12 protein-coding genes are annotated in these 12,925 nt (G+C 72.4%); 2 read left to right on the top strand and 10 right to left on the bottom strand.

Going from position 1 to position 12,925, the window contains the following annotated elements:
- Nucleotides 1-34: 34 nt before the first annotated feature.
- The 10 genes from MQV74_RS27235 to MQV74_RS27190 form a co-directional block, all read right to left on the bottom strand.
- Nucleotides 35-1,414, bottom strand: a complete 1,380-nt coding sequence (locus MQV74_RS27235; protein WP_242722732.1) for a bifunctional albaflavenone monooxygenase/terpene synthase — start codon at nt 1,412-1,414, stop codon at nt 35-37.
- Nucleotides 1,411-2,523, bottom strand: coding sequence for a terpene synthase family protein (locus MQV74_RS27230; RefSeq protein WP_242722729.1), 1,113 nt, complete (start codon nt 2,521-2,523; stop codon nt 1,411-1,413). Before MQV74_RS27230 ends, MQV74_RS27235 begins: the two co-directional genes overlap by 4 nt.
- A gap of 427 nt (nt 2,524-2,950) precedes the next feature.
- Complete coding sequence (gene def / locus MQV74_RS27225; protein ID WP_242722726.1) at nt 2,951-3,601, bottom strand: peptide deformylase; 651 nt, start codon at nt 3,599-3,601, stop codon at nt 2,951-2,953.
- A gap of 96 nt (nt 3,602-3,697) precedes the next feature.
- The gene (locus MQV74_RS27220; protein ID WP_138961700.1) at nt 3,698-4,678 is read right to left on the bottom strand and encodes a tetratricopeptide repeat protein; all 981 of its coding nucleotides are present in this window, start codon (nt 4,676-4,678) and stop codon (nt 3,698-3,700) included.
- 271 nt (nt 4,679-4,949) lie between these two features.
- On the bottom strand, nt 4,950-6,206 hold the full coding sequence (locus MQV74_RS27215; RefSeq protein ID WP_242722722.1) for an HD-GYP domain-containing protein: 1,257 nt from the start codon (nt 6,204-6,206) through the stop codon (nt 4,950-4,952).
- Complete coding sequence (locus MQV74_RS27210) at nt 6,203-7,654, bottom strand: HD-GYP domain-containing protein (RefSeq protein WP_242722708.1); 1,452 nt, start codon at nt 7,652-7,654, stop codon at nt 6,203-6,205. The genes MQV74_RS27215 and MQV74_RS27210 overlap by 4 nt, the downstream gene beginning before the upstream one ends.
- Nucleotides 7,655-7,871: 217 nt before the next feature.
- Nucleotides 7,872-8,171, bottom strand: coding sequence for a mycothiol system anti-sigma-R factor (gene rsrA, locus MQV74_RS27205; RefSeq protein WP_030683322.1), 300 nt, complete (start codon nt 8,169-8,171; stop codon nt 7,872-7,874).
- A complete protein-coding gene (locus tag MQV74_RS27200) occupies nt 8,168-8,851 on the bottom strand; it encodes a sigma-70 family RNA polymerase sigma factor (RefSeq protein WP_242722705.1) in 684 nt (227 codons plus the stop codon). Before MQV74_RS27200 ends, rsrA begins: the two co-directional genes overlap by 4 nt.
- Nucleotides 8,852-9,072: 221 nt before the next feature.
- The gene (locus tag MQV74_RS27195; RefSeq protein ID WP_242722702.1) at nt 9,073-9,780 is read right to left on the bottom strand and encodes an alpha/beta hydrolase family protein; all 708 of its coding nucleotides are present in this window, start codon (nt 9,778-9,780) and stop codon (nt 9,073-9,075) included.
- A 1-nt stretch (nt 9,781) separates the two neighbouring features.
- Nucleotides 9,782-10,597, bottom strand: a complete 816-nt coding sequence (locus tag MQV74_RS27190) for an SOS response-associated peptidase (protein WP_242722678.1) — start codon at nt 10,595-10,597, stop codon at nt 9,782-9,784.
- A 49-nt stretch (nt 10,598-10,646) separates the two neighbouring features.
- Here MQV74_RS27190 and MQV74_RS27185 point away from each other — a divergent pair, with 49 nt between their 5' ends.
- Both MQV74_RS27185 and aroA read left to right on the top strand, forming a co-directional pair.
- Nucleotides 10,647-11,369 (top strand): M50 family metallopeptidase, encoded by a 723-nt coding sequence (locus tag MQV74_RS27185; RefSeq protein ID WP_242722675.1) that lies wholly within the window; start codon nt 10,647-10,649, stop codon nt 11,367-11,369.
- Nucleotides 11,370-11,583: 214 nt separating this feature from the next.
- Nucleotides 11,584-12,924, top strand: coding sequence for a 3-phosphoshikimate 1-carboxyvinyltransferase (gene aroA / locus MQV74_RS27180; RefSeq protein WP_138961693.1), 1,341 nt, complete (start codon nt 11,584-11,586; stop codon nt 12,922-12,924).
- The last annotated feature ends 1 nt before the right edge of the window (nt 12,925 follow it).

Raw genomic sequence — 12,925 nt, 5'->3', positions numbered from 1 at the left:
CCGGGAGCCGGTGCGGGCACGCGGTGCGCCGGTGTCAGCGCGCCGAGGCGCGCAGCACCAGATCCCGCGGATGCAGCGTGATGCCGACCTTCGTGCGCGTGTCGGTCCGCGCCACCGGGTCGAGCCGCCACGTGGCGGCGATCGTGGCCAGGATGACGGTGAGTTCCACCAGGCTGAAGTGATCGCCGGGGCACTTACGGTTGCCCACGCCGAACGGCATCATGGCGAACTCCGGTACGTCCGCGGCGCGTTCCGGATTCCACCGGTCCGGGTCGAACTCCAGATGCCGCTCGAAGGAACGCGGATCGCGCTGCATCGCGTACACGCTGTACACGATGTCCGCGTCGGCCGGAATGCGATAGCCGCCGAGGGTGGTCTCGGCCACGGACCGCCGCGTGAAAATCCAGGCGGCCGGTCGTATACGCATCGCCTCCGTGACGACATTGCGCGTGTGCCGCAGCTCACCGAGATCGGCGAAGGCGACCGGACGCCCTCCCGTGACGGAATTTACCTCTTCAACCAACCGCCTTTCGTGCTGCGGGTGTTCGGTGAGCAGATGGAAGACCCATGCCAGTGTCGAGGCGACATTCTCGGCGCCCGCCACGACGAGCGAGACGACGTGGTCATGGATCTCCTGGTCCGTCAGCGGCCGCCCCGATTCGTCGCGGGCGGCGAGCAATACGGCCAGCAAGTCCTCTTCCGTGCCGTTTCCGCAGCGGCGGCGTTCGGCGATGATCTCGTCGACGAGCGCGTGCAGATCGGCGAGGGCGCGCTCGAAGCGCCGGTTGGCGGGCGTCGGCACGCGGTACAGCGGCCCGACGGAAAGCACCATGCGGCGGTACAGGCCTTCGAAGACGGTGTGCAGCGACTCGCAGATGCGGTCCGCCTTCTCGCCGATCGAGTCGACTTCCAGGAGCGAGCGGGAGACGACGCGCACGGCGGTGCGGAACATCTCCGCGCTGATGTCCACCGTCTCGCCGTCACTCCAGCGCGCCGCCGTCGCCTGGGCCTCCTGCTCCATCACGCGCGCGTAGTCGGCGATGCGCTCGGGCCGGAACGCGGGCTGCATCATGCGCCGCTGGCGCCGGTGCAGCGGGCCGTTACTGGTCGCCACGCCCTTGCCGAGAAGCACCTCCAGGGTGTCCCAGAGCGGCCCGCCGACGACGTACTCCGGACTCTTGAGGAGGGCGCCGACGAGGTCCGGGGCGCACACCGCGTACGCCGTTTTGGGCCCTAGTCGGATCCGGACGAGATCGCCGTGGTCCCGCAGGTCGGCGAGGAAGCCGAGCGGGTCGCGCACCAGGTTCCAGGCGTGGCCGAGAAGTGGCGCTCCACCGGAGACCAGCGGCGGCGTGTTCAGCCGCTGCGAACCGGCCGGTGCGGGTATGGCGGACGCTGCGGATTCGACGGTCATTCCTGGCCTCCTGCCAGTTCGGGGCCTGCCAATTCGCATTCCGGGAACTCGGGTCCCGGAGTGTCGGACACGTACGGCGGCAAGGACCGGTCGTCCCAGTTGTCGACGCGATATCTGCCGGATTCGTGGTGGAACCAGTAGACGGAACTGAACCAGTTCCGCATATTGAAGACGCAGGAATGCAGCGCGGCACTCGCCTTCCTGCCCGCCGCGCTGCCGTCGATCAATTCATCCGCCAGACCCAGTACTTCCGGTTCCACTGCGAGAAAATCAGTTACACAGTCACTGACGCGCCGGTGCACTTCCGCCACCGCCTGCTGCAACGAAAGACCTTCGTGGTGGATGAGGGAAATTCCGAGGTTGTGCACCTCGTCTCCGGCCAATTCCTTCGGCAGCGAGCAGAGGTCGTTGTACCAGGCGGAGAAATCCTGGGTCGCGAGTGCCGCCGCGCGATAGGCGGGGTGTTTCCGCACCGCGTCCGGCAGTTCCTGGCGCGCGGTGGGTTCGAGCAGGTCGATCCAGACCCAGTGCGCGAAGGTGAGCCGACGCAGCTCGATGTACGCCTCGACGCTCGGCACCGTCCCGGTGCGGCGGTTGCCGAACTCGTGGTCGTAGGCGTCGATCACCGGGTGGAAGTGCCGGGCGAAGCGCGCGTTCCACCGCGGCCCGAGGTGCGCGTACAGCCTCAGGACGCAGTCTGCGAACCCAGCGACCAGGGGGTCCTTGTGGTGCAGCTGGGCGTGCGGGTCCTGGAGTGTCTCGTGCAGGCCCGCGCACAGGCGGCGCCAGCCCGCGGTCCTGCCGTGCACCGCGTCCCGGTCGTGCCGGTCGTCCCAGCCGAAGAACCACGAGCTGAGGTCCGCGATGGCGGCGAGCAGTGCATCGGGGGCGCCGATGTAGTACCCGGCCACCAAGTCCGTGTAGCACAGGCTGTCGGCATATGCCGCGACCTTGTCCGGGGGCATGAGGCGCTTTTCCAGGAGCCACGCCCGGGACTTCTCCTGAAGCTTTGGCCAATACGGATGCAGATGCCGGGGAAACTCCGACTCCACCACCGGAAGGGCCAGTGCGGGCGGCACCGATACCGCCTGTCGAACTGGTGAGTGCATCGACTCGGACGGCTTCCGCCGTTGCCTCGGGACGCGTTCCGCTGCATATGCCGGAACGCGTGCCGGGGCACGTGTCGCCCAGTCCGACTGTGAAGTGCTGTGTGAGGAAGCAGGCACGAACAAACCCCTCTCGACCGCGCTGAGGCCCACGCCCCTCTTGCCGTGCCGGGCGCGCGCCGTTGCGTATCCCCGCGCTTTCCATTCAGCACCACAACTGACCGTTCAGGGAACACATTTGCGCCATTCACTACCCCAGCGTGCCGAGAACATCCCCTTACGTGACTGAATCTGGATCACGTGCGGCTGATCGTGGGCTAGTCCTGTCCGGTTCTGAGCGGGTACACCAACGGCCCCTGGTCAGTGGGGTACTCCCGACCAGGGGCCGCTGTCGTCACGCGCTCACCGCGCGCCTCAGCCGTGGCGCAGTTCAGTCATTCGGCACCACGGGGTAGCGCGGCGTGCCCTCCGACATCTGCCGCAGCGCGTCCTTGCGCTCCCGCTTGGAGAGGCGGTCGATGTACAGATACCCGTACAGGTGGTCCGTCTCGTGCTGGAGGCAGCGGGCGAAGTAGCCCGTGCCGCGCACCTTGATGGGGTTGCCCTTCTCGTCCTGACCGGTCACGACCGCGTAGTCGGGGCGGGCGAGGGGCGCGTACGCCGTCGGCACGGACAGGCAGCCCTCGCCCGAGTCGTCCAGGCGGCGGAGCTCCGCGGGCAGCTCCTGCAGGACCGGGTTGCAGACGACGCCCACGTGCCGCACGCCCTCGTCGTCCATGCAGTCGTACACGAACACCTTCAGGTCGACGCCGACCTGGTTGGCGGCGACGCCGACGCCCTGGGCGACGCGCTGGCTCGCGAACATGTCGTCGACCAGCTTCGCGAGCTCGTCGTCGAAGGCCGTGACGTCCTTGCACTCCTTGTGCAGCACCGGGTTGCCGACGACCGTGATGGGCCGGGACGTGCCGCGCTCGCGGTAAGCCGTCTCCCGCTCCTCGCAGTCCTGCGTGTCGATGACGAAGCCCTCGTCGTCGACCGGGAGCACTCCGTCCGCGTAACTCTGCTCAGTGTCCTGCGCCATGTCCGCCGTATGCCTTCTTCCTGGGTCCGTGTACTGCCCGTACAGGGTACGGGCAGCTCCCCGTCGGGGCACCGGCCTCCGGCACTCGTCAGGGGGCTAGCAGACCTCTTCGAGGTCGCGCCAGGCCCGGGAGTCCGGGCTGTCGGCGACCCAGCCGTCGAGCAGGCCGCGCACGAGCCCCGCGGGGGCGGCGAGGCCGCACTCCCGCTCGGGGACCCACAGCGCTCCCGGGCTGCGGTGGCCGAGCGGCCCGGGGTGCCCCGGCTCGCTGTGGTCGTGCGGGTCCAGGTGCTCCCCGTCGCCCTCGTCGCTGGGCATCCGCGACTCCGAGCACATCCGGCAGAGCAGCCGCACGGACGACGACCAGTCCTCGGCGGCGAACCCGGCGTCGGCGGCGAGCTTCTCCAGGGCGTCCCGGTCCTCCTCGGTCGCGGCCTCCAGGAGGACGACCCAGGTGGGCACGGGCGACGGCGCCCACAGCTCGATCTCGTCGAAGACGGGGTAGGCGTGCCCGGCGGCCGTGGTCCGCTCCCCGTGCGGCACCCCGTCGTGCAGCACGACCTCGCCCCAGCGCCGCCCCGAGGACGGCAGCGGAATGGAGAGCACCTCCATGCGGGCCGGGTCCAGCCTGCGGCCCCAGACGACCTCCGCCTCGCCCTCCGGGGAGAGCCGCACGGCCGCGCTGCCCAGGTCCATCCCGGCGGGCTCGCCCGTCGCGGCGACCCCGCCGGGCACCTTGAGGCCGTACGCCTGCCAGGCCCGGCGCGCCAGCGGCCAGTCCTGCAGAGCGGTCGCCGCGATGCCCACGTTCCACCAGTCGGGGGCGCCCGCCGAGCGGTCGAGCAGCGCCACGGCCCGCAGGCCCGCGGCCCGCGCCTGCTCCCAGTCGTGCCGGAACTTGTGCAGCAGCGCGAGGTTGAACCAGGACTCCGAAAGCCAGGGTTCGAGATCGGCGGCGCGCGTCAGGAGCGCGCCCGCGTCCTCGTAGCGACCGTCGCCGATGAGCGTGAACGCCCTGTCGGTGGCCTGCCGCCAGGAGGCGGAGGGCCGGTGCCGTCCCTTGCCGAAGATCCTCACGATTCCCGCCTGCCAGCTCTTGTCGGGATGTCCCCGCCGCCGCGCTGCCGCGCGGCCCCGCTTCTCTTTCGCATCCAACCACGTACGGTCGGACGGCCGCTCATTACCCATGGGTTACCCAGCGGGGCCCGAGGTCAGACGACCCGTCCCCGGCGCCTTCACGGGGCGGCCGGGACCCGCCTCCCGCCGCTTCGGCGACGCCGCGGCCGGACCCCCCGATCGTGTCAGGGGCCGTGCCGGTCCTGGGCGGGACACCCGTGCCCCGAGCACGCTAACGGGCCCGGCGGGGCGCCCCCGCCAGAGCCCGGGCCAAGGCCTCGACCACCTCTGTCTGGTACTCGCGCCCGGTCCCGAGCCGCAGCCGCTCCAGGGCGGCCAGTGGTCCTTGAGGCCCGTGTTCCCGTGCCATCTCGTCGTATGCGTTCGCGGTCCGCACGATACGGGCGGTGAGCGGCTGCTCGCGGTACGGATCCGCCTGGCGCTCCACGACGACGGCGACGTCCGCGGCCACCCCGGTCTGCCGGACCACGGCCCCGCCGAGCAGGGCGATGCGCCGCTGCTCGGTGGCGGGCAGGCGGGCGGTGGCGCCCGCGGGCACGGGGTCGACCAGGGAGAGCTGCCCGATGTCGTGCATCAGGGCCGCGTACTCAAGGACGGTGAGGTCCGCCCCGGAGAGCCCCAGCTCACGGCCCATGGCCCGGCTGAGGTCCGCGACGCGCCTGGCGTGCCCCGCGGGGGTGTACCCGGCGATCTCGGTGGCGCGGGCCAGCGAGGCGATGGTCTGCCGGTAGGTGGCCCGCACGGCGGCGTAGCGGCGGACGGCCAGCTGGGTGAGCAGCAGCGGGCAGCTGAACACCGGCAGCGCCCACAGCCCCGCCACGGCGACGGCGAGCGCCATCACGGCCCCCGTGGCGCACACGGCGGAGCCGATGCCGGGCATGCGCCGCAGCTCGTCGCGGAGCAGCGGCCCGAACGGCCATCCCCGGCGGGCGTGCGCCAGGGCCGCCGCGAGCACGGCGTCGCACAGCGCGGTGAGCGCGAGCAGGGCGACGACCACGGCGGCGTACCAGCTGCCGTAGCCCGCCAAGTCCTCCAGGCGGCCCGAGTTGTACAGCGGCTGGAAGCACACGGCGGCGAAGGCGACGGTGAGCACGCGCCGGGCCAGGGCGTCGGGCGCGGGCCCGCGGCCGAGCGCGACGTGCGGCACGGCGCCGACGAGCCCCGCCGCCACGACCACGGCGACCACCTGGAGGACCCCGTGGTGGGTCGCCCGCCCGCCGCTCTCCCCCAGCAGGGCGTACGCCAGCGCGCCCGCGGCCCCCAGGGGCGCGGGCTCCCGCTCGCCGCCGCTCCCCCACCGGGCCAGCTCGCCCACGGCGATGAGCGCCCCGAAGGCGAGGGCGATCCCGGGCTCCTCGACGCCGCGCCAGAGCGTGGCGCCGAGCGCGGCGAGCGCGGTGAGGAGGGCGGCGCCGCGGAGCACGGCGGCCACCGCGGCGGCGAGCCGCCCCGCGGGCTCGTGCGTCACCGGGCGGCCGGGCCGCGGGCCGCGGGGGCGCCGGACACCACACCGCCGACCGGGTCCGGCACGCCCGGCTCCACCGGCAGGCCCGACTCGCGCGGCTCACGTGCCTCGCCCGACTCGCGCGGCTCACGTGGCCCACGAGGCTCGCGCGTCTCGCCCGGCTCGCCCGGCTCGCCCGGTGAAGCGTTTCCGCCGTCCCCGGCCGTGACCTCCGCGTCCCATCCGCACCGGTCGAGGGCCCGTGCGAGGGCGCCGACCATGGCCGGGTCGAACTGGGCCCCGGCGCATCTGCGCAGTTCGGCGACGGCGGCCTCGACCGGCCGGGCCCGGCGGTAGGAGCGCGAGGAGGTCATGGCGTCGAAGGCGTCGGCGACGGCCACTACCCGGGCGCACTCCGGGATTTGACGGCCCGCCAGGCCGTAGGGGTAGCCGCTGCCGTCGATGCGCTCGTGGTGGTGCAGGATCGCCGCCCTGGCCTCCCCGAGGAAGCCGATGCCGCGCACCATCTCGTGGCCGTACTCGGGGTGCAGCTCGATCACGCGCCGCTCCTGCGGGGTCAGCGGGCCCTCCTTGCGCAGCAGCCGGGTGGGGACGCCGAGCTTGCCCACGTCGTGCAGGATCCCGGCGAAGCGGAGCAGCTCCACGCGCCGGTCGTCCATGCCCAGCTCGCGGGCGATCAGCACGGAGGCGCGGCCGACCCGCTCGCTGTGGCCCCGGGTGTAGCGGTCCTTGATGTCGACGGCCTGCACGAGCGCGCGGATGGTGGCCTGGTGGGCGGCGCGCTCGCGGTGGTACTGGGCGAACACCCAGCACGAGACGCCCATCGGGAGCAGCACGAGCAGCGCGGCCAGCGGGCCGTACCGGCTGGTCCAGAGGACGGCCATCATCAGCCCGGCGAGGCCGTGCACGGCGACGGGCGCGAGCGAGCCCGGGAGCAGTCCGCGCCAGGCGTGCCGCGGCGGCACCCGCTCCGCCGCCACCAGGATGCCGCCGTCGAGGGTGGCGACGACCGCGGCGAAGCAGAGCACGGCGAGCGCCGCGGGCAGCAGCACGGCGGGGAAGTCGGGCGGCGCCGAGGCCGCGTCGGGGCCGCCGAACGCGGCGTACGTCCACCCCGCGGCCCAGGCGGCGAGGGCCGCCTTGGCGGCCCGCCAGAGGCGGCGCAGCCCTCGGGGGCGCCGGGGGACGCGAGCGAGCAGGGCGCCGGGAACGGCGACGAGGGCGGCCGCCGCGGGCGGCAGCAGGAACACCGCGGCGAGCAGCACCGGGTAGAAGGCGGGCACGGCGGGGCCGCCGCGGACGACGGTGCGCTCCCCGCCCGCGTGCAGCAGGGCGAGCAGCCCGACGACGGTCCATGGCGTGCCGGGGCCGAACGCGGGCGCCGCGCAGACGGCCCCGCCGAGCGCGGCGCACAGGACGTAGCCTCGGGCCCACACCGGCACCGACCGCATAGGGGTTCTCCTCCCGATCCAGGTCGGGAGAGTAGAACGGGCCCCGACCGCCTCGGCGGCCGCGGGCGCGAATTAGCACCTTCGAGTGAGAAACCCCAGAAGAAACAGAGAGAAACGTTCAACTAGCGGGTGAACAACGGCCCTTCGGGGGGCCGGGGGCACCACCGCTACAGGAACCGGGCGCCTCAAGGACCGGGCGCCTCGGGAACCCGGCGCCTCAGGAACCGGGCGCCAGATCCACGCCGTCGTCCGGAACGGCCTGCCCGGAGCGGATCAGGTCGATCCGGCCCATGACCTTCGCCCGCAGGTCGGCGGGTACGTCGTCCTGGCCGCAGCAGCGCTTGACGAGCTTCTTCACCGCCTGTTCGAGGCCGTACTTCTCCAGGCACGGAGAGCACTCCTCGAAGTGCGTCTCGAACTTGGTGCAGTCGCTGTCCGGCATCTCCCGGTCCAGGAACTCATAGAGGTGGTCCAGGACCTCACTGCAGTCAGTCTCGTGCGGCTCTCCGCAGCTCATGAGCCCGAGCCTTTCGCTTCGTTCGAGTCTCCGGCACCGGCCGGGACCAGGCCGCGGTCACGCGCGTAGTCCTCGAGCATGCCGCGGAGTTGGCGGCGGCCCCGGTGAAGACGGGACATCACCGTACCGATGGGTGTACCCATGATGTCCGCGATCTCCTTGTACGCAAAGCCCTCCACGTCCGCCAGATACACGGCGATGCGGAATTCCTCCGGGATCGCCTGGAGCGCGTTCTTCACGTCGGAGTCCGGCAGGTGGTCGAGCGCCTGCGACTCGGCCGAGCGCAGTCCGGTGGACATGTGCGACTCGGCGCGCGCCAGCTGCCAGTCCTCGATCTCCTCGGCGGCGCTGCGCTGGGGCTCGCGCTGCTTCTTGCGGTACGAGTTGATGAACGTGTTCGTGAGGATGCGGTACAGCCAGGCCTTGAGGTTGGTGCCCTCGCGGAACTGGTGGAACGACGCGTACGCCTTCGCGTAGGTCTCCTGGACCAGGTCCTCCGCGTCCGCGGGATTCCGGGTCATGCGGAGCGCCGCCGAGTACATCTGGTCGAGGAACATCAGCGCGTCCCGCTCGAAGCGGGCCGTGCGCTCCGCGGCCGTCTCGGAAACCTCATCGGGACGCTCCGGCTGCTCGGAGTGACCGTGCTCAGTGCCTGCGTCGGTCCCAGTGACCGGACCCACCTCCTCCAACGACGTGGTGGGGCCGTAGCCGGTCCCACTGGTTTCGGAGGATAGACGACGACCCGCTTTGCCCGCCGCTCGAATAGGGGCCGCCTTGGGCGCGCTCAGCACGCTCCACTCCAGGTCAGAGGACTTGGAACGGTTCGGGCAGATGGTCGATCCCATGCGGGCGGCCCCCTCTTCTACGAACACTGTTTGCGGTCTGTTCGCGACAACAGAGGTCACGCGCTCAACATTCCCGAAGCGTCCGTCCAGGCGACGACGGCGTCCGTGATCCGCTTCACAGCCTCCTCCTGGCCGATGTCCGCCCGCTTGGGCACGGCGAAGGAGTGGTCGCCGAAGGGGATCTCGACGAGGTCGTACGCCCACCCGTCCCCCGCCGCCGTCGTACCGTCGCGCCGCGCGCGGTCCCCCTCGCCGCGGGGGAACTCGGCGGGCTTGCCGAAGGGGTCGTTGCCGCCCTGCACCACGAGCGTCGGCACCCCCGCGCCGAGCAGCTCGTCGGCGCGGGACTTCTCCGGCCTGCCCGGCGGGTGCAGCGGGAAGCTCAGCGCGAGCACGGCGGCGGCGCCGAGCTCGACGGCCGTGCGGCAGGCCACGCGGGCCCCGGCGCTGCGACCGCCCGCGATCACCGGCAGACCGGGCTCGGCGAGGGCGGGCCACAGGCCGCGCCAGGCGGTGTCGAGCGTCTTCGGCGCGGGCGCCACCTTCTTGCCCGCCACGCGCCAGGGCTGCTCCACCAGGGCGACGGTCACGCCGTGCGCGGGCAGGGCGGCGGCGATGGCCTGGAGGTCGCGGGCCTCGATGCCGCCGCCCGCGCCGTGGCCGACGGCCAGGACGGCCCGGGCCCGCTCGGCGGGGTGCCAGGTGATCCGGGCGGTCCCGGCGTCGGTCTCGACGACTTCGCTGTGGGTCTCACTGTGCGTCACGTCAGAAGAGTGTGCCCTCTTCGGGACCGTCCAGTTCCTTCAGCAGCTCCGGACCGTTGTTGCGGACGTTGCTGACGGCCGTCGAGACGGGAAAGGCGCGCATGAGCCCGGCGGGCGGCGGCTCCAGGAGGGGGCGCACATCCTCCACGTCGGTGCGCGCCGGATCGAGCCAGGCGTCCCAGCGGTCGGGCGTGAGCATCAGCGGCATGCGCGGGTGGATGTCCGCGAGCGAGCCGGGCCCGCCCTCCGGGGCGACGCCGAGCGGGGTGGTCTCCGCCTCTGTGGTGATCACCGAGCAGGTCACCCACCAGGCGAGCGGGTGCTCGTCGGGCAGCGTGCGGTCCCGCCAGAACTCGTACAGGCCCGCCATCGCGAACACCGAGCCGTCGGCGGGCAGCACGAAGTACGGCTGCTTGCGGGGCCGCTTCTTCTTGCCCTCGACCTCCAGCTCGCGCTCGGCGGCCGCGGTCACCCACTCGTAATAGCCGTCGGCCGGCAGGATGCAGCGCCGCGCGGCGAAGGCCCGTCGGTAGGAGGGCTTCTCGTGCACCGTCTCCGCGCGCGCGTTGATCATCCGGGCGCCGCCCTCCGGCGTCTTGGCCCAGGACGGTACGAGTCCCCACTTCAGCTTGCGCAGCTGGCGAACCGGAGCCTTGTCCGCGGCGTCTTTCAGGGGACGGTCGAGGACGGCGTAGACCTCTTTCGTGGGAGCGACGTTGTAGTCCGCCTCCAGGGCCTCTTCCGGCTCCCACTTCTCGATCTCAAAGATTCCTGCGAGATCCTCGGGCCTACGACTCGATGCATACCGTCCGCACATACGTGCAACACTGCCACGCCGCGGCACACGACAGGGAGCCAACCGAGCAATGCACACCACCGCTTCCGCCAGCCTGAGCGACCTCTGGGACCGCGTCTTCGGCACGCAGTCCGCGCCCGAGCAGTGGCTGGTGATCGCCACCGGCGTCGTCGCGCTCGCCGCCGTCCTCCCGCACGGCGTCTGGCGCGTGGCCCGCAACGCCATCACCATCGCCCACGAGGGCGGCCACGGCCTGGTCGCCCTGCTCACCGGGCGCCGCCTGGACGGCATCCGGCTGCACTCCGACACCAGCGGCCTGACCGTCAGCCGCGGCAAGCCCTCGGGCCTCGGCATGATCCTCACCGCCGCCGCGGGCTACACCGCTCCCCCGCTGCTCGGCCTCGGCGGCGCGGCCCTCCTCTCCCAGGGGCACATCACGGCCTTCCTGTGGATCGCCACGGCCCTGCTCGCCGCGATGCTGGTGATGATCCGCAACGCGTACGGCGCGCTCACGATGGTCCTGGCGGGCGGCGCCTTCCTGGTCGTCTCCTGGCTGGCGAGCACCGACGTGCAGGCCGCCTTCGCGTACGCGGTGGTGTGGTTCCTGCTCCTGGGCGGCGTGCGGCCCGCCTTCGAGCTCCAGGCCAAGCGGCGGCACGGGGGCGCCGGGGACTCCGACGCGGACCAGCTGGCCCGGCTGACGCACGTCCCGGCGGGCCTGTGGCTGTTCCTGTTCCACGCCGTGTCGCTGTGCTCGCTGATAGGCGGCGGGCGTTGGCTGCTCACCGTGTGACCGGGTGTTCGAGCCCTGTACGGCATGTGCACTGCGGCAACCGGAGCGCCCCGAAGGGGCGCGGGGAACTGCGCGACCAGCCACGACGGCCCCGCAGACGACCGACATCCCAGCACGGCAATCCGGCGAAGCGCTCGGCGCTTCGCGGTTTCGCCTGGATTTCGCCACTTTTGATCAAGATCTGTGGTCGTCGCCAACCACTAAAGTGAGGGGCATGACCGTGAACCCGACGCACACCGCCCTCTGGCCCGCCCCGCACGCGAGCGGAGCCGTCGCCGCGACGGTCCACGTGCCGGGCTCCAAGTCGGTCACCAACCGCGCCCTCGTCCTGGCCGCCCTCGCCGCCGAGCCCGGCTGGCTGCGCCGTCCGCTGCGCTCCCGCGACACCCTCCTCATGGCGGGCGCCCTGCGCGCCATGGGCGTCGGCATCGAGGAGACGGTCTCGTCCAGCTCCACCGCCGCGGGAGGCCCGGACGCCTCCGGCGAGGCCTGGCGCGTCATCCCGTCGGGCCTGCACGGCCCGGTCACGGTCGACGTGGGCAACGCGGGCACGGTGATGCGCTTCTTGCCGCCCGTCGCGGCCCTCGCCGACGGCCCGATCCGCTTCGACGGCGACCCCCGTTCCTACGAGCGCCCGCTGCACGGCGTGATCGACGCACTGCGCGCCCTCGGCGCCCGCGTCGACGACGACGGCCGCGGCGCGCTGCCCCTGACGGTGCACGGCGGCGGCGCCCTGGACGGCGGCCAGGTCGAGATCGACGCCTCCTCGTCATCGCAGTTCGTGAGCGCGCTGCTGCTCTCGGGCCCGCGCTTCAACCAGGGCGTGGAGGTGCGGCACGTGGGCAGCACCCTGCCGTCCATGCCGCACATCCGCATGACCGTCGACATGCTGCGCTCCGCGGGCGCCCAGGTCGACACCCCCGAGGCGGGCGGCGAGCCGAACGTCTGGCGGGTCACGCCGGGCGCCCTGCTCGGCCGCGACCTGACGATCGAGCCCGACCTCTCCAACGCCCAGCCGTTCCTGGCGGCGGCCCTGATCACCGGCGGCCGCGTGACCATCCCCGACTGGCCGACGCGCACCACCCAGCCCGGGGACGCGCTGCGGCAGCTGTTCACCGAGATGGGCGGCTCCTGCGAGCTGACCGAGCACGGCCTGACGTTCACCGGCTCCGGCTCGGTGCACGGCATCGACGCCGACCTCAGCGAGGTCGGCGAGCTGACCCCGGGCATCGCCGCCGTCGCGGCCCTCGCCGACTCCCCGTCCACGCTGCGCGGCGTCGCCCATCTGCGGCTGCACGAGACGGACCGGCTCGCCGCGCTCACCAAGGAGATCAACGAGCTGGGCGGTGACGTCACCGAGACCGCCGACGGCCTGCACATCCGCCCGCGCAAGCTGCACGGCGGCATCTTCCACACCTACGACGACCACCGCATGGCCACGGCGGGCGCGATCATCGGCCTCGCCGTGCCGGGCGTACAGATCGAGAACGTCGCGACGACGGCGAAGACGCTGCCCGACTTCCCCGACCTGTGGACCGGGATGCTCGGGAACTGAC

This window comes from Streptomyces sp. AN091965, assembly GCF_022698285.1.
Classification (GTDB): Bacteria; Actinomycetota; Actinomycetes; order Streptomycetales; family Streptomycetaceae; genus Streptomyces.
The sequence above is the reverse complement of the archived record's forward strand: the minus strand, read 5'-3'. Positions and strand labels throughout refer to the sequence as shown.